This window comes from Enterobacter sp. 22452, assembly GCF_052045065.1.
Lineage (GTDB): Bacteria > Pseudomonadota > Gammaproteobacteria > Enterobacterales > Enterobacteriaceae > Enterobacter > Enterobacter mori.
Genome location: NZ_JBQEOB010000005.1, coordinates 1 through 21,331 on the forward strand (window position 1 = coordinate 1; position 21,331 = coordinate 21,331).

The 21,331-nt window shown below is 55.5% G+C and carries 15 protein-coding genes; 4 read left to right on the top strand and 11 right to left on the bottom strand.

The window, feature by feature from the left end:
* Positions 1-120: 120 nt before the first annotated feature.
* From cysH to cysJ, 3 genes are all read right to left on the bottom strand, one after another.
* Positions 121-855, bottom strand: a complete 735-nt coding sequence (cysH, locus tag ACTJJA_RS15090) for a phosphoadenosine phosphosulfate reductase (RefSeq protein ID WP_010434558.1) — start codon at positions 853-855, stop codon at positions 121-123.
* Between the two features lie 99 nt (positions 856-954).
* Positions 955-2,667, bottom strand: coding sequence for an assimilatory sulfite reductase (NADPH) hemoprotein subunit (cysI, locus tag ACTJJA_RS15095; protein WP_089601195.1), 1,713 nt, complete (start codon positions 2,665-2,667; stop codon positions 955-957).
* The gene (cysJ, locus tag ACTJJA_RS15100) at positions 2,667-4,472 is read right to left on the bottom strand and encodes an NADPH-dependent assimilatory sulfite reductase flavoprotein subunit (RefSeq protein ID WP_440668571.1); all 1,806 of its coding nucleotides are present in this window, start codon (positions 4,470-4,472) and stop codon (positions 2,667-2,669) included. The genes cysI and cysJ overlap by 1 nt, the downstream gene beginning before the upstream one ends.
* A 306-nt stretch (positions 4,473-4,778) precedes the next feature.
* Here cysJ and queD point away from each other — a divergent pair, with 306 nt between their 5' ends.
* Entirely contained in the window at positions 4,779-5,141 is a 363-nt protein-coding gene (gene queD / locus ACTJJA_RS15105) for a 6-carboxytetrahydropterin synthase QueD (RefSeq protein ID WP_010434567.1), read from the top strand.
* 86 nt (positions 5,142-5,227) lie between these two features.
* On the opposite strand, the gene queE is transcribed toward queD, so the two are convergent.
* From queE to ACTJJA_RS15120, 3 genes are read right to left on the bottom strand one after another with little or no spacing between them, the layout of a single operon-like run.
* The gene (gene queE / locus ACTJJA_RS15110; RefSeq protein WP_420985606.1) at positions 5,228-5,899 is read right to left on the bottom strand and encodes a 7-carboxy-7-deazaguanine synthase QueE; all 672 of its coding nucleotides are present in this window, start codon (positions 5,897-5,899) and stop codon (positions 5,228-5,230) included.
* Between the two features lie 54 nt (positions 5,900-5,953).
* Positions 5,954-6,661, bottom strand: coding sequence for an N-acetylmannosamine-6-phosphate 2-epimerase (locus tag ACTJJA_RS15115; protein ID WP_440668572.1), 708 nt, complete (start codon positions 6,659-6,661; stop codon positions 5,954-5,956).
* Positions 6,661-8,220, bottom strand: coding sequence for a PTS transporter subunit EIIC (locus tag ACTJJA_RS15120; RefSeq protein ID WP_100166300.1), 1,560 nt, complete (start codon positions 8,218-8,220; stop codon positions 6,661-6,663). The genes ACTJJA_RS15115 and ACTJJA_RS15120 overlap by 1 nt, the downstream gene beginning before the upstream one ends.
* Before the next feature lie 166 nt (positions 8,221-8,386).
* On the opposite strand from ACTJJA_RS15120, the gene ACTJJA_RS15125 reads away from it, so the two are divergent.
* Positions 8,387-9,211 (top strand): MurR/RpiR family transcriptional regulator, encoded by an 825-nt coding sequence (locus ACTJJA_RS15125; RefSeq protein ID WP_421510938.1) that lies wholly within the window; start codon positions 8,387-8,389, stop codon positions 9,209-9,211.
* 359 nt (positions 9,212-9,570) lie between these two features.
* Positions 9,571-10,680, top strand: a complete 1,110-nt coding sequence (locus ACTJJA_RS15130) for an SDR family oxidoreductase (RefSeq protein WP_440668573.1) — start codon at positions 9,571-9,573, stop codon at positions 10,678-10,680.
* A gap of 53 nt (positions 10,681-10,733) precedes the next feature.
* Here ACTJJA_RS15130 and eno read toward each other — a convergent pair whose 3' ends face one another.
* The 5 genes from eno to rlmD all read right to left on the bottom strand — a co-directional run bounded on the left by eno (position 10,734) and on the right by rlmD (position 18,417).
* Complete coding sequence (eno, locus tag ACTJJA_RS15135) at positions 10,734-12,032, bottom strand: phosphopyruvate hydratase (protein WP_010434599.1); 1,299 nt, start codon at positions 12,030-12,032, stop codon at positions 10,734-10,736.
* Between the two features lie 82 nt (positions 12,033-12,114).
* The gene (pyrG, locus tag ACTJJA_RS15140; RefSeq protein WP_010434601.1) at positions 12,115-13,752 is read right to left on the bottom strand and encodes a glutamine hydrolyzing CTP synthase; all 1,638 of its coding nucleotides are present in this window, start codon (positions 13,750-13,752) and stop codon (positions 12,115-12,117) included.
* Between the two features lie 223 nt (positions 13,753-13,975).
* The gene (gene mazG, locus ACTJJA_RS15145) at positions 13,976-14,767 is read right to left on the bottom strand and encodes a nucleoside triphosphate pyrophosphohydrolase (RefSeq protein ID WP_108416369.1); all 792 of its coding nucleotides are present in this window, start codon (positions 14,765-14,767) and stop codon (positions 13,976-13,978) included.
* 68 nt (positions 14,768-14,835) lie between these two features.
* Entirely contained in the window at positions 14,836-17,067 is a 2,232-nt protein-coding gene (gene relA, locus ACTJJA_RS15150) for a GTP diphosphokinase (RefSeq protein WP_440668574.1), read from the bottom strand.
* Between the two features lie 51 nt (positions 17,068-17,118).
* A complete protein-coding gene (gene rlmD / locus ACTJJA_RS15155) occupies positions 17,119-18,417 on the bottom strand; it encodes a 23S rRNA (uracil(1939)-C(5))-methyltransferase RlmD (protein ID WP_440668575.1) in 1,299 nt (432 codons plus the stop codon).
* A gap of 59 nt (positions 18,418-18,476) precedes the next feature.
* Here rlmD and barA point away from each other — a divergent pair, with 59 nt between their 5' ends.
* A complete protein-coding gene (gene barA, locus ACTJJA_RS15160) occupies positions 18,477-21,236 on the top strand; it encodes a two-component sensor histidine kinase BarA (protein WP_440668576.1) in 2,760 nt (919 codons plus the stop codon).
* Positions 21,237-21,331 lie beyond the last annotated feature (95 nt).

Below are 21,331 nucleotides of genomic sequence, written 5' to 3' on the forward strand. Positions count from 1 at the left end.
GCATAAGCGACTCCATAAACGGGTTCTTATGCCTTAGTTGTAAGTGTCTACCATGTCCCCGAACAAGTGTTCACTATGTCCCCGGACCGTACACCCACAGGGAGAGGGAGGAAATGGGATTTACCCTTCGTGCAGCCCGCACTCGCGCTTCAGCCCAAAGAATCGCGTCTCTTCTTCCGCCATTCCTGGTTCCCATTTGCGCGTGGTGTGGGTATCCCCCACCGACAGATAGCCCTGGTCCCACAGCGGATGGTACTTCAGCCCGTGTTTTTGCAGGTACTGATACACGGTGCGGTTATCCCAGTCGATGATCGGCAGCACTTTGAACACGCCGCGTTGAACCGCCAGCACCGGCAGCGTAGCGCGGCTTCCCGACTGCTCGCGGCGCAGACCCGCAAACCAGGTCTGAGCCTTCAGCTCTTTCAGCGCGCGGTTCATCGGCTCGACTTTGTTGATCTCATTGTATTTCTCAATGCCCTCAACGCCCTGCTCCCACAGCTTGCCGTAGCGCGCCTCCTGCCAGGCCGCACTTTCCGTCGCGCGGTAGACTTTCAGGTTCAGCTTGAGCTTGTCCGTGAGCTCATCGATAAACTGGTAGGTTTCCGGGAACAGGTAGCCGGTATCGGTGAGGATCACCGGAATGTCCGGGCTGATCTGATTCACCAGATGCAGGCTGACCGCCGCCTGAATACCAAAGCTCGACGACAGCACATAGTCTCCCGGCAGGTTTTCCAGCGCCCACGCCACGCGCCCTTCGGCGTCCAGCTTTTCCAGTTGAGCGTTGGTTTCTGCCAGCGCCAGAATGCGTTCGACTTTTGGCAGGTCATTAAGGGCGTTTAGATCGAGTACGGACATAAGAACCTCGTTTGCCTGTTTTGCCGGGCGGCACTGCGTTTGCCCGGCCTACAAAACCCGTAGGCCCGGTAAGCGAAGCGCCACCGGGCAAAGGATGGGTTACTCCCAGAAATCCCGTGCGGGATCGAGCACAGGGCGAATGATGCCCGCACGCACCGTAAAGTCGCCGAAGCCTTCACCCGCTTCGCGCTCTTTCGCCCAGCGCCCGACAAGCTCGTCGATGGAATCGAGAATTTCCGGTTCCGTAATATTTTCACGGTACATACGCGGAATGCGCGTCCCCATACGATTGCCGCCAAGGTGCACGTTGTAACGACCCGGCGCTTTGCCAACCAGTCCCAGCTCGGCCAGCATTGCACGACCGCAGCCGTTCGGGCAGCCGGTGACGCGCATCACGATATGCTCGTCCGGAATACCGTGTTTTTCCAGAATCGCTTCTACCTTGTCAGTAAATGACGGCAGGAAACGTTCCGCTTCGGCCATCGCCAGCGGGCAGGTCGGGAACGACACGCAGGCCATCGAGTTTTCACGCTGCGGTTTAACCGCATTCATCAACCCATGATCGCGCGCCAGCTTCTCGATTTTAGCCTTCTGGCTCTCCGGCACGCCGGCAATGATGAGATTCTGGTTGGCGGTAATGCGGAACTCACCTTTATGGATCTTAGCAATTTCCAGCAGACCGGTTTTCAGCGGGCGGCCCGGATAATCCAGAATACGACCGTTTTCAATAAACAGCGTCAGGTGCCATTTATTGTCGATACCTTTCACCCAGCCAATGCGATCGCCGCGACCGGTAAATTCGTAAGGGCGGATCGGCTCAAACTTGATGCCTGCGCGACGCTCCACTTCCTCTTTGAACGTCTCTACGCCCACGCGCTCCAGGGTGTATTTGGTTTTCGCGTTTTTACGGTCGGTACGGTTGCCCCAGTCGCGCTGCGTGGTCACTACCGCTTCCGCCACGGCCAGCGTGTGCTCCAGCGGCAGGAAGCCGAACTCGCTCGCGGTGCGGGCATAGGTTTTCTTGTTACCGTGCTCAATGGACAGGCCGCCGCCCACCAGCAGGTTAAAGCCAATCAGCTTGCCGTTTTCGGCAATCGCCACGAAGTTCATGTCGTTGGCGTGCAGGTCGATATCGTTCTGCGGCGGGATCACGACAGTAGTTTTAAACTTACGCGGCAGATAGGTCTGGCCAAGGATCGGTTCTTCGTCCGTGGTCGCGACTTTTTCCTGATCGAGCCAAATCTCTGCGTAGGCGCGCGTGCGCGGCAGCAGGTGCTCAGAGATCTTCTTCGCCCACTCATAGGCTTCGGCGTGCAGCTCGGACTCATACGGGTTCGAGGTGCAAAGCACGTTACGGTTCATGTCGTTGGCGGTTGCCAGCGCGTCCAGCCCGACCGAGTGCAGCATCTGGTGCACCGGCTTCACGTTCTTCTTCAGAATGCCGTGGAACTGGAAGGTCTGACGGTTGGTCAGGCGGATGCTGCCGTAAATCGTGTTTTCACCGGCGAACTTGTCGATCGCCTGCCACTGTTTGGTGGTGATCACCCCGCCCGGCAGACGGCAGCGCAGCAGCATTGCATGACGCGGCTCCAGCTTCTGTTCAGCACGCTCGGCGCGGATGTCGCGGTCGTCCTGCTGGTACATACCGTGGAAACGGATCAGCAGGAAGTTGTCGCCTTTGAAACCGCCGGTCAGACCGTCATTTAAATCTTCGGCAATGGTACCGCGCAGGTAGTTGCTCTCTACCTTCATGCGCTCGGCATCAGTCAGTTTGCCTTCGACCACCAGTGGGCCAGGATGTTTTTCGCTCATTAGTAGACATCTCGCTGATAACGGCGCTCAACGCGCAGCTCACTTAAAAATTCATCCGCCGTTTCGGCATCCATACCGCCGAATTCGGCAATCACTTCCAGCAGTGCCTGCTCAACGTCCTTCGCCATGCGATTGGCGTCGCCGCAGACATAAATGTGGGCACCGTCATTGATCCAGCGCCACAGCTCTGCGCCCTGTTCGCGCAGTTTGTCTTGTACGTATACTTTTTCTTTCTGGTCGCGGGACCAGGCCAGATCGATGCGGGTCAGTACGCCTTCTTTAACATAGCGCTGCCATTCAACCTGGTAGAGGAAATCTTCGGTAAAGTGCGGGTTGCCGAAGAACAGCCAGTTTTTACCTGGCGCTTCATCTGCCGCGCGCTGCTGCATAAAGGCGCGGAACGGCGCAATGCCGGTGCCCGGGCCAATCATGATGACCGGCGTTTCCGGGTTCGCAGGCAGACGGAAGTTGTCGTTGTGCTCAATGAAGACGCGCACTTCGCCCTCTTCTTCCACGCGGTCCGCCAGGAAACTTGATGCCCCACCCGCGCGGGCGCGGCCTTCGATGTCGTAGCGCACCACGCCGACGGTAACATGCACTTCACTCTCCACTTCGGCCTGCGAAGAGGCGATGGAGTACAGGCGCGGGGTCAGCGGACGCAGCAGGCCGATCAGCGCATCGGCATCCAGCTGAGCCGGAGAGAAACGCACCATATCGACAATTGGCGTCGTCGCGGCGTAATGCTGCAGTTTCGCTTTGTCGCCCACCAGCGGCAGCAAGGATTCGCTGCGCGTTAAGGTGGCGTAATTTTCGACGATATTCGGGGTGTTCACCGTCAGCTCGAAATGCCGCTGCAGCGCGTCTGAAAGCGGCTGGGTTTTGCCGTCAACGGTGACGGGCTCGTCACCCTTCAGCCACAGCAGCTCAACCAGCTCTTTCACCAGCGCCGGATCGTTCTGATACCAGACGCCCAGCGCATCGCCCGGCTGATAGCGCAGGCCAGAGTCGCCGAGATCGATCTCGATATGGCGCACGTCTTTTTCCGAGTCGCGGCCGGTAATTTTCTGATTCACCGACAGGCTTGCCGTCAGCGGTGCCTCTTTGGTGTACGGGCTGGTGTGAATGTCGTTGACGGCACCCGTTGCGGTGAAAGCGGCCTGCGCCGACGTCTCTTTCGGCACGCGCGCTTTCAGCACCTCAACAATGCGGGCACGCCATTCCGCGGCGGCGGTCTGGTACTCGACGTCCGCGTCAACGCGGTCCAGCAGGCGCTCCGCGCCCAGCTCCGCCAGCTTGCTGTCGAAGTCTTTACCGGACTGGCAGAAGAATTCATAGGAAGTATCGCCAAGGCCGAACACGGCAAAAGCCGTTCCATCCAGCTTCGGCGCTTTTTTCGAGAACAGGAACTTGTGCAGCGCAACCGCTTCTTCAGCGGGTTCACCTTCGCCCTGCGTTGAGGCCACAACCACCAGCAGTTTTTCTGACGCAATTTGTTTAAATTTATAATCCCCGGCGTTGACCAGGTTCACGTTCAGTTTAGCGGCGAGCAGGTCATCACGCAGCGCTTCGGCCACGCGGCGGGCGTTACCCGTTTGCGAGGCGGAAATGAGCGTAATGGCAGGAATTTCAACGGCCGTTGCCGGTGCACCCGCCACAGCGCCAGGCTGCTGATTGAGCATTCCCCAGAAATAACCGGAGACCCAGGCAAGCTGAGTGGGAGAAAAATCAGAGGTGGCAGCCTGAAGGCGCGCCAGTTGCTCCGGGTTCAGGGGAAGCAAATTTGAAGGTGGGGCCTGTGTTGTCATGCGTCGTTATGTTCCAGTAGCCAAGCGGACTTTAAGCGAATAAATCCAAACTGAAGATAAGGTTAACGGCGAGGATAATAACAATTAAAGAAGGGATGGAAATAATAAATAACCAAATGGACTAACCTGTTTTACTTATCGTTCTTAACAGTAAAAGTGATTAATTAACCTATTGAAATGTAATACGAAAATTAACAAAAAAAGGGCATGTCGCGGTTCAGTACCTATTGAGCCGTTTTAGTTAATGCTAAAAATTGTGCTTTCCGGTACTATGCGGCGGTTTTTTCCGCATTACTGAGAGCGATCATGTCCACCACACTGTTTAAAGATTTCACCTTCGAAGCCGCCCACCACCTTCCGCATGTCCCTGAAGGGCATAAATGTGGCCGCCTGCACGGGCACTCGTTTATGGTGCGTCTTGAGATCACCGGTGAAGTCGATCCGCATACCGGTTGGATCATGGATTTTGCCGAGCTGAAGGCCGCGTTTAAGCCGACCTACGATCGTCTGGATCACTACTATCTGAATGATATTCCAGGTCTTGAAAACCCGACCAGCGAAGTGCTGGCAAAATGGATTTGGGATCAGATGAAGCCGCTGGTGCCGCTGCTGAGCGCGGTGATGATCAAAGAGACCTGCACGGCAGGCTGCGTGTATCGCGGGGAGTGATGCTTGCCGGGTGGCGCTAACGCTTGCCCGGCCTACAAGAGCCTCGAACCGTAGGCCCGGTTAGCGCTAGCGCAACCGGGCTTTTTTTATGCAATATTCAGGTACTTGTGCGTCTGCATCGACAGGCGCCAGTTACGCGCAATACAGGTTTCAATGCACAGGCGCGTCGCGTCGTCTTTCTGGCTGATCGGCTGTAGCGCAATGACGCGCTGCTTTTCATCCGCAAGCGTTGCCAGCAGTTCATCCAGCGCTTCGATATCACGCACACGACCTACCGGATGTTTGATCTCATCAGCACGCTCAAGTGCCTGAGAGAGAACGTCATACCCGCCGCGCATATTCACTTTTGGCGATACCGTCACCCAGGTCGTATGTGAACAGCGCACTTCATGGGTGCCGCTGGTTTCAATCTGGCAGCTGTAGCCGTTCTTTTCGAGCAGCTCGGTCAGCGGCGTCAGATCGTGGATGCAGGGTTCACCGCCGGTGATAACCACGTGGCGCGCCGTCCAGCCCTGACGACCAATAATGGCCAGCAGATCTTCTGGACTGCCCGCGCCCCATTTATCGCTCTCTTTGGTTTTCGCCAGTATGCTAAACAGCGACACTTCCCGATCTGCGAGCTTATCCCACGTATGTTTGGTATCACACCAGGCACAGCCAACCGGGCATCCCTGTAAACGAATGAAAATAGCGGGAACGCCGGTAAAGTAACCCTCGCCTTGCAGGGTCTGGAACATCTCGTTAATCGGGTACTGCATAGTCATCTCAGTAAAGGGGATAAACGATAAGTATCGCAGATCCCCGCCGGATGGTCATGCTCCATCGGTGCTTTGCGAGCCAATCGCCGCCATAAAACGCTCGGTAATTTGCTGTGGACGGGTGATCGCGCCGCCGACGACGACCGTATGCGCGCCCAGCGCCAGACATCTGGCCGCGCGTTCAGGGGTATCCACATTGCCTTCGGCAACCACGGGAACCGTCACGGCAGCCAGCACGGCCTTCAGGAACGCGCAGTCATTCTCAGGAAGCGAATGCCCCGCCGTTTCCGCCGTATAGCCGTAAAGCGTGGTGCCAACGCAGTCAAAGCCAAGCGCCTGTGCCGTCACGGCTTCACCCACAGAGGCGATATCCGCCATCAGCAGTACCGCGGGATACCGTGAGCGGATGCGCGTGACCAGCGTTTCCAGGGATTCCCCACCGGGGCGCTCCCGCGCCGTCGCATCAAGCGCTATGATTTCCGGCGAGACGGTCATCAGCTCATCCACCTCTTTCATCGTGGCGGTGATAAACACCTCGCTTTCCGGGTAATCCCGTTTGATGATGCCGATAACAGGCAAAGATACCTGCTGCTTAATGGCCTCAATATCTACCACGCTGTTGGCACGAATAGCGGCGGCCCCGCCCTGCGCCGCCGCCAGCGCCATCCGCGACATAATAAACGGGCTATGCAGCGGTTCATTCTCAAGCGCCTGACAGGAGACGACCAGTTTTCCCTTCAGGTTATCCAGTACAGTTTTCATTACGATAAGATCTCTTCCACTTCGTTTTTGATAATCGTGACGTGCGGGCCATAAATGACCTGAACACCGTTACCGCGCACGATAACGCCGCGCGCGCCGGTGGCTTTCAGCGCTGCGTCATTCACTTTGCTACCGTCCTTCACCGTGACGCGAAGACGCGTAGCGCAGCAGTCCACCTCTTCCAGATTCTCTTTTCCGCCTAATCCGGCGATCACCGCCGCAGCGCGTTCGCTTTGCGGGAGGGTCACCTCGTCAGCCACTGCCTCCTTTTCACGGCCCGGCGTGGCGAAATCGAAGCGGTTAATCAGGTAACGGAAGGTGAAGTAGTAAAGGAAGAACCACGGCACACCGACCAGCGGAACGAACATCCAGTTAGTTTTGGCCTCGCCCTGCAAAATGCCGAACAGCACGAAGTCGATAAACCCGCCGGAGAAGGTTTGCCCGATGGTGATATGCAGCATGTGTGCGAGCATGAACGCCAGCCCGTCAAACAGCGCATGAATGACATAGAGTACCGGCGCAATAAACAGGAAGGAGAACTCGATGGGCTCGGTAATTCCGGTCAGGAACGAGGTTAACGCCGCAGAGAGCAGCAGCCCGGCAACGCGCTTTTTGTTCTCCGGTTTTGCCGTGTGGTACATCGCCAAACAGGCGCCGAGCAGGCCAAACATCATCGTAATAAAGCGCCCGGACATGAAACGTGACGTACCTTCGTAAAACTGACGCGTGGCAGGATCGGCCAGCTGGGCGAAGAAGATCCGCTGTGTGCCCTCAACCAGGTGACCGTTGACAATCTCACTGCCGCCGAGCGCGGTGGTCCAGAACGGCAGATAGAAAATGTGGTGCAAACCAAACGGACCCAGCATGCGTAGAATAAAGCCGTACAGCAGGGTACCCAGATAGCCGGTGGCATCCACCAGCCCGCCGAGACCAAAAATCAATTTCTGGAAATGCGGCCAGACCACGGTCATGAGCGCGCCGACGAGTATCGCCGCCAGGGAGCTGATAATGGGGACAAAGCGCGAGCCGCCAAAGAACCCGAGGAACTGCGGAAGCGCAATTTTATTAAACCGATGATGGAGCGTGCAGGTCACCAGACCAATCACCACGCCGCCAAACACGCCGGTCTCCAGCGTCTGAATCCCCAGCGTCATGCCCTGCCCCACAGCGCCCGGGTTCTCGTGCGCCAGTTTGCCGGTGAGGATCAGCAGCGCGTTGATGGTGGCATTCATCACCAGAAACGCGAGCAACGCAGCCAGCCCAGCCGTGCCCTTATCGCTTTTTGCCAACCCGACGGCAACCCCAACCGCAAACAGCACCGAGAGGTTTGCAAACACAATTGAACCGGCGCTGCTCATGATAGTGAAAATGGCCTGAAGCCAGCCCACATCTAAAAACGGATAAGCCGCCAGCGTATTGGGATTCGATAACGCACCGCCTATCCCCAGCAGCAGGCCCGCCGCGGGCAACACGGCGATGGGCAACATAAAGGACTTACCAAAGCGCTGCGCTTTTTCAAACCATCCTCCCGAAGAAGCGCCACTGAACATTTGCATCATTTTTTTCATCTCCCCATTAAACGATGAAAATTTTTACCATATAAATATCATGTAGTGAAAATTATCATCAAAAAGCAGGAAGCCGATCATACTTTTTCAAAATGACTGGCATCTTTCCCCTCCTTTCCGCCACACTAGTCGCAGCGAAACACATTAAGGACGTGGCATGTCGGACCATGAAAATCTGCTGCTGAAGCTCCGCCAGGAGGCTTCCGGGTATAGCCCAACGCAACAAAAACTCGGCGAGTTTGTCCTCAGCGATCCTGCCCGGGTGCTCTACCTGACGATCACTGAACTGGCGCGCGAGAGCCACACCAGCGAGGCCAGCGTCACGCGCCTTTGCCGGACGCTGGGCTGCAAGGGCTATAACGAATTTAAAATGGCGCTTGCGCTGGATATACAGCAGGGCCAGCCCGTGCGTCAGGCGGGGGATGAGATTGATAACGTCGTGGATGAGTCGGTGCAGGCTTTGCAGGATACCGCCAGACTCCTCGACCGCACGCTGCTTGAAAAGGCGGCGCTGGCGCTGCATCAGGCCCAATCCGTGCAAATTTATGGCGTCGCGGCCAGCGCGATCCTCGGGGAGTATCTGCATTACAAGCTGTTGCGGCTGGGCAAACCTGCACAGCTGTTTAGCGATATGCACCGCGCGGCCATGAATGCGACAACGCTTTCGAAAGAGACGCTGGTTGTGGCCATCTCCAGTTCGGGTTCAACGCGGGATTTACTCCACGTGGTGAAACTTGCCCGCAAGCGCGGCGTTAAGGTTCTGGCACTCAGCAATACGCCCCGCAGCCCGCTGGCGTCTCTGAGCGACATGCAGCTGGTTGCCGCCAAACCAGAGGGTCCCCTTAGCGCAGGCGCACTCAATGCTAAGGTTGGGGTGATGCTGCTGGTCGAGCTGCTGACCACGTCCATGATTGCGCTGGATGGTCATTACGGCGACGTTAGCCAACAAACAGCCAGCGCCACGCTTCCCTTGTTACTCTAAAAAACCCTTCGCAGGCTAAATAAAACAGCCTGCGATTTATGCCATCTGCTTTTAGTTAAGTGATGTTTAAATCATTTATTTGGTAAATGTTTGGTGTAACAAATTATTATATTTCTTACATTTTTAATCACGTTTTCCATTTGAGGAATACGCTACAAAAAACATTAAATTCAAAAGGTTAAAAATTAAATTTTAATAAAGTGAATTTTTACCCTTCCACTAATGTCAAATATATCCACTCGATTTCCTTTCCTTAAAATAAGCTTAAGATACTGTCGGTTTCGACGATTTATTATTTAAATGCCGTTTACTTTTGCGCACCTACAATCCGCCTCATCAATCATAATGAGACGGTATTAATGAAGATGTTATTGATTACAGGCGTGACCGGATTTCTGGGTGGTGCAGTTCTTGAAAAAATCCTGACCAACGATCAATCCGAAGAACTCCTTTTGCTTGCACGTGCTGGCGATCCGCAGAGCGGGCTGGAGCGCGTGCTGGAGAATATGCGCAAGTTCAACGTGCCTGAGGACAAACTGGCCTCCCTGAATGTGGATAATATCCTGATTGGCGACCTCAGCCAGCCTGAAGCCTTTCTGAGCGATCCCCGTCTGGATCGCGTCACGCATGTCGTTAACTGTGCGGCTGTCGCCTCATTTGGTAATAACCCGCTGATCTGGAAGGTCAATGTTGAAGGTACGCTCGCGCTGGCGCGCCGTATGGAGCAGGTCACAGGACTGCAGCGTTTCCTCCACGTCGGCACCGCAATGTCATGCACGCCGGAGCAGGATTCACTGGTCGCTGAAAGCGCGGAATTCAGAGAGAATGCTGAACACCTGGTGGAATACACGTTTTCGAAGTCAACCATCGAACAGCTGATGCGCCAGGAGTGTCCGAACCTGCCGCTGCTCATCGCCCGTCCGTCCATCGTTGTCGGCCATACCCGTCATGGCTGCACGCCGTCGAGCAGCATTTTCTGGGTCTTTAGCATGGGCCTGATGCTGCAGAAGTTTATGTGCTCAATGGAGGACCGGATCGACGTTGTTCCGGTGGATTATTGCGCCGAGGCGATGTTAATGCTGCTCAACAGCAACGCTCGTCCGGGGGAAGTGGTACACATTTCTGCGGGAGAAGAGAACAGCGTTCGCTTTGCGGATATCGATCGGGCTATGGCGCAGGCGCTGGAGAAAGCTCCCGTCGGGGATAAATATGCGCAGGTCAGCTACGAAACGCTGGTCAGAATGCGCCGCGAGTTGAAACATATTTTTGGTCCGTGCAACGAACGTCTGATGCTGAAAGCCATGCGTTTATACGGTGCGTTTGCCACGCTTAACGTGCGCTTCAGCAACGATAAGCTGCTGAGCATGGGGATGCCGAAGCCACCCCGGTTTACGGATTACATCGCCCGCTGCGTGCAAACCACCCAGGGGTTGACCATTCCGGAGCAAATGGCGGTTGATTTTAAATAGCCAAAAAAAATGCCAGTCATTCGACTGGCATTTTCATTTTAAGGCTTAAGCAATTATGCCTGGCCTTTGATCTCTTTCAGACCGTTGTATGGTGCTTTTTCGCCCAGCGCTTCTTCGATACGAATCAGCTGGTTGTATTTAGCAACACGGTCAGAACGGCTCATAGAACCGGTTTTGATCTGGCCTGCAGCGGTACCCACAGCCAGGTCGGCAATGGTAGCGTCTTCAGTTTCGCCAGAACGGTGAGAGATAACAGCGGTGTAGCCAGCGTCTTTCGCCATTTTGATCGCAGCCAGAGTTTCGGTCAGAGAACCGATCTGGTTGAATTTGATCAGGATGGAGTTAACGATGCCTTTCTCGATGCCTTCTTTCAGGATCTTGGTGTTGGTTACGAACAGATCGTCACCAACCAGCTGGATTTTGTCGCCCAGTACTTTGGTCTGGTATGCGAAGCCAGCCCAGTCAGACTCGTCCAGACCGTCTTCGATAGACACGATTGGGTACTGTTTGGTCAGGTCTTCCAGGAAGTGAGTGAACTCTTCGGAGGTGAATGCTTTGTTGCCTTCGCCAGCCAGAACGTATTTACCGTCTTTGTAGAATTCAGATGCTGCACAGTCCATCGCCAGGGTGATGTCTTTGCCCAGCTCGTAGCCTGCTGCTTTAACTGCTTCAGCGATTACAGCCAGAGCTTCTGCGTTAGAACCCAGGTTTGGCGCATAGCCACCTTCGTCACCAACAGCAGTGTTCATACCTTTAGCTTTCAGAACTTTAGCCAGGTTGTGGAACACTTCAGAACCCATACGTACTGCTTCTTTCAGGGATTTCGCGCCAACTGGCTGAATCATGAATTCCTGAATATCAACGTTGTTGTCTGCGTGCTCACCACCGTTGATGATGTTCATCATTGGTACAGGCATGGAGTATTTGCCTGGGGTGCCGTTCAGTTCAGCGATGTGCTCGAACAGTGGCTGGCCTTTCGCTGCTGCTGCTGCTTTGGCGTTAGCCAGGGAAACAGCCAGGATTGCGTTCGCACCGAAGTTAGATTTGTTTTCAGTACCGTCCAGATCGATCATGATCTTGTCGATGCCAGCCTGGTCTTTGGCGTCTTTGCCAAGGATTGCCTGAGCAATAGGACCGTTTACAGCGCCAACCGCTTTCAGTACGCCTTTGCCCAGGAAGCGGGATTTGTCGCCATCGCGCAGTTCCAGCGCTTCGCGGGAACCAGTAGAAGCACCTGATGGAGCAGCAGCCATACCAACGAAACCACCTTCCAGGTGAACTTCGGCTTCAACGGTCGGGTTACCACGGGAGTCGATGATTTCACGACCGATGACTTTAACGATTTTGGACATTAGATTTTCCTCAGTACAAGTTAAACTAAAACTCCAGACAAACAACGCGTACCAGAGGTACGCGTTGCCGTTCTAACTTTTTTTACTTCGCCTGACGCTTCTGGTAGTCGCTGGCGGCCTTCACGAAGCCTGCAAACAGCGGATGCCCGTCACGCGGCGTAGAAGTAAATTCCGGGTGGAATTGGCAGGCAACGAACCATGGATGGTTAGGCACCTCGATGATCTCGACTAACTGATCATCCCCGGAACGGCCCGCAACACGCAGACCCGCAGCTTCAATCGGTTTCAACAACATGTTGTTGACTTCATAGCGGTGACGATGGCGCTCGGTGATGGTTGGCTCGCCATACAGCTTGCGAACCACGCTATCGTCGGACAGCTGGCAGGCCTGTGCGCCAAGACGCATAGTGCCACCCAGATCGCTCTTCTCGGTACGGACTTCGACGTTACCTTCTTCGTCGCGCCATTCAGTGATAAGCGCCACTACAGGGTACTTACAGTCTGGCACAAATTCCGTAGAGTTCGCGTTTTCCATTCCCGCTACGTTGCGCGCAAATTCGATCAGCGCAACCTGCATACCCAGGCAGATGCCGAGGTATGGAATATTGTTTTCACGCGCATAGCGCGCGGTGGCGATCTTGCCTTCTACACCACGGTAGCCGAAGCCGCCAGGGATGAGAATCGCATCCAGATCTTTCAGAATTTCGACGCCACGCGTTTCAACATCCTGCGAATCAATCAGCTTGATGTTCACGGAGACGCGGTTCTTCAGACCACCGTGCTTCAGCGCTTCGATGACTGACTTATAGGCGTCCGGCAGTTCAATGTACTTGCCGACCATACCGATAGTCACTTCACCAGCCGGATTGGCTTCTTCGTAAATAACCTGTTCCCATTCAGACAGGTTAGCTTCCGGACAGTTCAAGCTGAATCGTTTACAAATATAATCGTCCAGGCCCTGTGATTTCAACAGGCCCGGGATTTTATAAATGGAATCGACGTCTTTCATTGAAATAACGGCTTTTTCAGGCACGTTACAGAACAATGCAATTTTCGCACGTTCGTTCGCCGGAACGGCGCGATCGGAACGGCAAACCAGGATGTCTGGCTGAATACCGATGGAGAGCAGCTCTTTTACTGAGTGCTGAGTCGGCTTGGTTTTCACTTCACCTGCGGCGGCCATGTACGGCACCAGGGTCAGGTGCATGAACAGCGCGTGCTCACGACCAATATCGACAGCCAGCTGACGAATCGCTTCAAGGAATGGCAGGGATTCGATATCACCCACAGTTCCGCCGATTTCGACCAGCACCACGTCGTGGCCTTCGCCGCCCGCAACGATGCGTTCTTTGATTGCGTTAGTGATGTGTGGGATAACCTGAACGGTTGCCCCCAGGTAGTCACCGCGGCGCTCTTTACGCAGAACGTCTGAGTAGATGCGGCCAGTCGTGAAGTTGTTACGACGGGTCATTTTGGTGCGGATGAAACGCTCGTAGTGGCCAAGATCCAGATCGGTTTCAGCGCCGTCTTCAGTAACGAACACTTCCCCGTGTTGGATTGGGCTCATGGTGCCCGGATCGACGTTGATGTACGGATCCAGTTTCATCATGGTCACATTGAGGCCACGGGCTTCAAGAATGGCTGCGAGGGAGGCTGCGGCAATGCCTTTACCCAGAGAGGATACGACCCCGCCGGTCACAAAAATATAGTTCGTTGTCATGCTGAACCTGAGAAGTTAGGGTGAAACGATGGAATAACCAGGACGGGAAAGTAGTATACCCGAACACGGCGAGCGCCACAAACTTTCATTCTCCGTCTCCATTCCAGGCCATGACAAACATAAGGAGTGAGAAAATAGCCCCTTTTGGGTAAATGTTTTTGACGCAAATCAAGCGCTTGTCATTTAAAAAATCACACAAATTGCGCTTGATCGCAAAATCTCGTTAGAGATCATGTTCCTGGCGTTTTACTTCCTGCCAGACTTCTTCCATGGCTTCGAGGTCGATTCCGGTCATTTCCAGGCCGCGCGAGGCCACAATCCGTTCAACTTCGCGAAAGCGTCGCTCGAACTTAATGTTGGCTTTTTGCAGGGCGGTTTCCGCTTTTACACCCAAATGGCGCGAAAGATTGACGGTCGCGAAAAGCAGGTCGCCCATCTCCTCTTCCAGCTTTGCTTCATCCACAACCGCCTGCTGCGCTTCATGCATCACTTCGTCGATCTCTTCATGCACTTTATCCAGCACCGGCCCCAGGGAGTCCCAGTCAAACCCCACGGCGGAGCAGCGTTTCTGGATTTTATGCGCGCGCATCAGCGCGGGCAGACTTAGCGGAATATCATCCAGCGCCGAGTGCTGGGATTTTTCGGCGCGCTCGGCGCTTTTTATCTGCTCCCAGCGAGCCAGCACTTCCGCGCTGTTGCCTGCGGTGGCATCGCCAAAAATATGCGGATGGCGGCGCTCCAGCTTGTCGCTGATGGCAGCGCAGATGTCGTCAAAGTTAAAGCGCCCTTCTTCCTGCGCCATCTGCGCATAGAACACCACCTGGAATAACAGGTCGCCCAGCTCGCCGCGTAGGTCGTCAAAATCCTCGCGTGAAATGGCGTCCAGCACTTCATAAGTTTCTTCGAGGGTGTACGGGGCGATGGTCGCGAAAGTCTGCTCCTTGTCCCACGGGCAGCCGTTTTCCGGGTCGCGCAGGCGTTTCATGATGCCGAGCAGGCGGTCGATTTGAGTCATAATCTGTTCCATTAAAAAACAAGCCGGGTGGCGGCAAAGCCTTACCCGGCCTACATAAGAAAGTGCAGTTAACCGCCGTGCAGACGACGCGCGTCTATCACATCCGGCACCTGGTTCAGTTTGCCGAGCACGCGGCCCAGCACCTGCAGGTTGTAGATTTCGATGGTCATATCGATGGTGGCAAGCTGCTCGCGGGTATCGCTGCGGCTGGCAACGCCCAGCACGTTAACCTTCTCGTTGGCGAGAATGGTCGTGATGTCGCGCAGCAGGCCGCTGCGGTCATTGGCGGTGACGCGCACCACCAGCGAGTAGCCGGCGGAGTAGCTTTCGCCCCAGACCGCTTCCACGATGCGCTCCGGCGCATGTGACTGCAGCTCTGCAAGCTGGTCACAGTCTGAACGGTGGATCGAAATCCCGCGCCCCTGAGTGATAAAGCCGACGATATCGTCACCTGGAATAGGCTGGCAGCAGCGGGCAATGTGGTGCATCAGATTGCCCACGCCTTCCACGACCACCCGGCCGTTATCTTTGCTGCGCTGCTGCGGCGCATGGGTTTTCTGCTGCAGCTGCTTCAGCGCTGCCGCATCCTGCTCCGCCGCACTTGGCTTGTTGAACTGCGCCTGCAGGAAGTTCACCATCTGATTCAGACGGATATCTCCGCCGCCAATGGCCGCTAACAGTTCGTCAAGCTCGTTGAAGTTGTAGCGTGGCAGCAGGAATTTCTCCGCCTCTTTCAGGCTGATCCCCACATGCTCCAGTTCGTCATCCAGGATCTGGCGACCGGCAAGGATGTTTTTATCGCGATCCTGCTTGCGGAACCAGGCGTGGATCTTGGAGCGCCCGCGGCTGGTGGTGACATAGCCCAGGTTCGGGTTCAGCCAGTCGCGGCTCGGGTTGGGCTGCTTCTGGGTGATGATCTCAATCTGGTCCCCCATCTGCAGTTGATAGGTGAACGGCACAATACGCCCACCGATTTTCGCCCCGATGCAGCGGTGCCCCACATCACTGTGGATGTGGTAGGCGAAGTCGAGCGGCGTGGAGCCCGCGGGCAGGTCGACAACGTCCCCTTTCGGGGTAAAGACGTAGACCCGGTCGTCGAAGACCTGGCTGCGCACTTCATCGAGCATTTCGCCGGAATCAGCCATCTCTTCCTGCCACGCAATCAGCTTACGCAGCCAGGCGATGCGGTCTTCGTGGCCAGAACGCGCCCCGCCGGACGTACCCTCTTTGTATTTCCAGTGCGCGGCCACGCCCAGCTCGGCGTCTTCGTGCATCTGTTTGGTGCGGATCTGGATCTCAACCGTTTTGCCGCCGGGGCCAAGCACCACGGTATGAATAGACTGGTAGCCGTTCGGTTTCGGGTTCGCCACATAGTCGTCGAACTCGTCCGGCAGGTGGCGGAAGTGAGTATGTACTATCCCCAGCGCGGCGTAGCAGTCCTGCAGACGCTCCGCCACGATACGCACGGCGCGAACGTCAAACAGCTCGTCAAAGGCAAGGTGTTTCTTCTGCATTTTGCGCCAGATGCTGTAGATGTGCTTAGGTCGACCGTAGACTTCGGCGCGCACATTCTCTTCTTTCATTGACTGACGCAGCCCGCTGACAAACTCGTCGATGTAGTGTTCACGATCGATACGGCGTTCATGCAGAAGTTTGGCAATGCGCTTGTATTCCGCCGGGTGCAGATAGCGGAAGCAGTAATCTTCCAGCTCCCATTTCAGCTGACCGATACCTAAGCGGTTCGCCAGCGGCGCATAGATATTTGTACACTCCTTGGCGGCAAGGACGCGCTCGTCTTCCGGCGCATCCTTCACTTCACGCAGGTGCGCAATACGTTCGGCAAGCTTGATGACCACGCAGCGGAAGTCATCCACCATGGCCAGCAGCATTCGCCGGACGTTATCAACCTGTTCTGAGGAGACGGAATCGGTATGGGCAGCTTTAAGCTGGCGGATGGCCGCCATATCGCGCACGCCGTGGATCAGCGCGACGACGGAGGTTCCGACGCTGTCACCCAGCACGTCTTCGCTGACCACGTCAGCATCGGCGAGCGGGAACAGAAGCGCGGCCTGCAGCGTTTCGATATCCATGTTCAGCATGGAGAGAATTTCGACCATTTCGATGCCGCGCCACAGCAGCAGCTCGGCGTCAGGATGTCCCTGCGTGGTGCGCAGACAATAGGCCCAGGTTTCGGTTAAGCGTTCACACGACTGCTGGCTGGAAATCCCCAGACTTGCGATCCATTTTTGAGGGTCAAACTCACCAGCTTTATTAAGATGTGCACTTCTTACCGCAACCATCGTCCTCTCCTTTAGGGACCAGGGCCTGTCGAAGTCGACAAGCCAAACAAATTAGATGTGCTCAAACAACGCCATCGATTCCAGATGTCCAGTGTGCGGGAACATGTCCAGCATTGCCAGACGCTGAATCTGGTAACCCGCACTGATTAATGCCTCGCTGTCCCGGGCAAGCGTCGCCGGGTTACAGGAAACATAGACCACACGCTTCGGCGCGAGTTTAATAATATGTGCCATTACGCCCGGAGCACCGGCACGTGCCGGGTCGAGCAAAATTTTATCAAAGCCCTGTTTTGCCCACGGCTGTTGAGTCACATCTTCCTCAAGGTTTTGATGAAAAAATGTCACATTTTGCAAGCCATTCTGTAGGGCGTTTTCCTGTCCTTTGGCGACCAGCGCCTCAACGCCTTCCACACCCACCACGTTTGCCGCTTTCTGCGCCAGGGGCAGCGTGAAATTCCCCATACCGCAGAAGAGATCGAGCACCCGGTCGGTCGGCTGGATATCCAGCCAGTCCAGCGCTTTTTCAATCATCTGCTGATTCACGCCGTCATTGACCTGGATGAAATCCCGCGGGCTGAACGTTAAGCGTAGCCCGTTTGACGCGTACCAGGGAGCCTCTCCCGTAACCTGCTCAAGTATCTCGCTTTGTGGTGCCAGGAAAAGCGCAAGCTTGTGGGAATGCGAAAAGCGTTCCAGTTTTTCGCGATCTTTTTCGGACAGCGGCGCAGTATGGCGCAGCACCATCAGCGGGCCGTTGTTAGCCAGAACCAGTTCCACGTGCCCGAGATGGCGTACACCCTCGAGCCCGGACAGACACTGGTGCACATCAGGGAGCAATGCCTCAAGTTGGGGCACCAAAACAGGGCACTGCTTTATATCCACGATATCGCTGGCGCTGGCTTTACGAAACCCCATCTCCAGCCGCTCGGTTTTTGGCTGATAACTGAGGCTCAGGCGCGCGCGCCGACGGTAGCCCCAGGGCTGCCCGGCGATAATCTCGTTAACCTCGTGCTTAAGCTGACGCGCCAGCGCGCTGCTTTTACTTTTTTGCTGTAAAACTACGCTGGCATGCTGTTGCTGGCAGCCCCCGCAGACGCCAAAATGGGGGCAGCGAGGCACTTCGCGTTCCGGGCTATCGCTCAGTCGGCGCTTTACCTGGCCGCGCGCGTACTGGCGTTTATCTTCCGTCAGCGTAATTTCTGCTCGTTCTGATGGCAGCAAACCTGTTATAAACAGTGTCTTACCGTTGTGCCGCGCCACCCCCTGACCAAAGGAATCGAGGTCCGTGGCTTCAACAGTTATGATCTGACGCGTCGTCACGCGTCGCTTTGCAGAGTAGAATTGCGCCATCGCTGAGATTTTTCTCACATATAAACATAATTGTCCTAATTGTCCCATAACGGAACGCCATGACCAACTACAGCCTGCGTGCACGCATGATGATTTTGATCCTCGCCCCCACCGTATTGATCGGTTTGCTGCTGAGTATCTTCTTTGTGGTGCATCGCTATAACGATTTGCAGCGACAGCTGGAAGACGCCGGAGCCAGCATTATCGAACCGCTGGCGGTCTCCAGCGAGTACGGGATGAACCTGCAAAACCGGGAATCCATTGGTCAGTTAATTAGCGTCCTGCATCGTCGTCACTCGGACATCGTGCGGGCTATCTCCGTTTATGATGAAAACAACCGTCTGTTTGTTACCTCGAATTTTCACCTTGACCCGACGTCCCTGAAAATTTCTGACGGCACGCCGTTCCCGCGTCATCTCACCGTATTGCGGCGAGGGGATATTATGATCCTGCGCACGCCAATCATCTCCGAGAGCTATTCTCCCGATGAATCCGCTCAGTCTGAAGCCAAATCCAGCAACAACATGCTGGGATATGTGGCGCTGGAGTTGGATCTCAAGTCAGTCCGGCTGCAGCAGTACAAAGAAATATTTATCTCCGGCGTGATGATGCTCTTCTGTATCGGCATTGCGCTGATTTTCGGCTGGCGACTGATGCGTGATGTGACGGGGCCGATTCGAAACATGGTCAACACCGTTGACCGTATCCGTCGCGGCCAGCTCGACAGCCGCGTGGAAGGGTTTATGTTGGGCGAGCTGGATATGCTGAAAAACGGCATCAACTCAATGGCGATGTCGCTGGCGGCGTATCATGAAGAGATGCAGCACAACGTTGACCAGGCCACCTCCGACCTGCGCGAAACGCTGGAGCAAATGGAGATCCAGAACGTCGAGCTGGATCTGGCGAAAAAACGCGCCCAGGAAGCCGCGCGCATTAAATCCGAATTCCTTGCCAATATGTCACACGAGCTGAGAACCCCGCTGAACGGCGTGATCGGCTTTACCCGTCTGACGCTGAAAAGCGAGCTTAACCCCACCCAGCGCGACCACCTGCACACTATCGAACGTTCGGCCAACAACCTGCTGGCGATCATTAACGATGTGCTGGACTTCTCGAAGCTGGAGGCGGGCAAGCTGATCCTCGAGAGTATTCCGTTCCCGCTGCGCGGCACGCTGGATGAAGTGGTGACGCTGCTTGCACATTCGTCACACGATAAGGGGCTGGAGCTGACGCTCAATATCAAAAACGATGTGCCGGATAACGTCATTGGTGACCCGCTGCGTCTGCAGCAGGTCATCACCAATCTGGTGGGTAACGCGATCAAGTTTACCGAGAGCGGCAATATCGACATTCTTGTCGAAAAACGGGCGCTCAGTAATAACAAGGTACAGATTGAGGTGCAGATCCGCGATACCGGTATCGGCATACCGGAGCGCGATCAGTCGCGTCTGTTCCAGGCATTCCGTCAGGCGGACGCCAGCATTTCCCGCCGCCACGGGGGGACCGGCCTGGGGCTGGTGATCACCCAAAAACTGGTAAAAGAGATGGGCGGCGATATCTCCTTCCACAGCCAGCCTAACCGGGGTTCGACCTTCTGGTTCCATATCAATCTCGATCTCAACCCGAACGTCATGACTGATGGGCCAGTGACCGACTGCCTGAAAGGGATGCGTCTGGCCTACGTTGAGCCAAATGCCGCAGCGGCACAGTGCACGCTGGACGTGTTAAGCACCACGCCGCTGGAGGTTGTCTACAGTCCGACCTTCTCTGCGCTTGCCGTTGAGCACTACGATATCCTGCTGATGGGGATCCCGGTGACCTTTACGGGCGAACTGACCATGCAGCAGGAGCGCCTGGCGAAAGCGGCATCCATGACCGATTACCTGCTGCTGGCCCTGCCTTGCCATGCACAAATTAACGCCGAAGAGTTAAAAAACGACGGGGCTGCCGCCTGCCTGCTCAAACCGCTCACGGCCACACGCCTGCTGCCAGCGCTCACCGAATACTGTCGTCTGAGCCAGCACGCGCTGCCGCTCGTCAGCGACGAGCAAAAGCTGCCGATGAGCGTGATGGCGGTGGACGATAACCCGGCAAACCTGAAGCTGATTGGCGTGCTGCTGGAGGATCAGGTTCAGCACGTGGAACTGTGTACCAGCGGTGCTCAGGCAGTGGAACAGGCTAAACAAATGCAGTTCGATTTGATTCTGATGGATATTCAGATGCCGGGTATGGACGGTATTCGCGCCTGCGAGCTTATCCGCCAGCTCCCGCATCAGCAGCAAACGCCGGTGATTGCGGTGACCGCGCACGCCATGGCCGGACAGAAAGAAAAATTGTTGAGCGCCGGGATGAATGATTATCTGGCCAAGCCTATCGACGAAGAGAAACTGCATAGCCTGCTGGTGCGCTACAAACCAGGGCATATTGGCGGGACGTACACGGTTGCAGCAGAATCGCCGGAGATTAGCGTCAACCAGAATGCCACCTTCGACTGGTCACTGGCGCTGCGCCAGGCGGCTGGGAAAACCGATTTAGCCCGCGACATGTTGCAAATGCTGGTCGCCTTCCTGCCGGAAATCCGTAATAAAGTTGAAGAACAGCTGGTGGGAGAAAACCCTGAAGAACTGCTGGAAGCCATCCACAAGCTGCACGGCAGCTGCGGCTATAGCGGGGTGCCGCGGTTGAAGAACCTTTGTCAGTTGCTGGAGCAACAGTTACGCGCCGGTACGCCAGAATCCGAGCTTGAACCCGAATTTCTGGAGCTGCTGGATGAAATGGATAACGTGACGCGGGAAGCGATGAAGGTGTTGGGGAGCTGATATAAAAGCCCGGTGGCGCTACGCTTACCGGGCCTACAATTGCGGATGCGGCCTGATGCCCTCACCCCGCCCCCACAGGGCTCAGGAATCCCCAG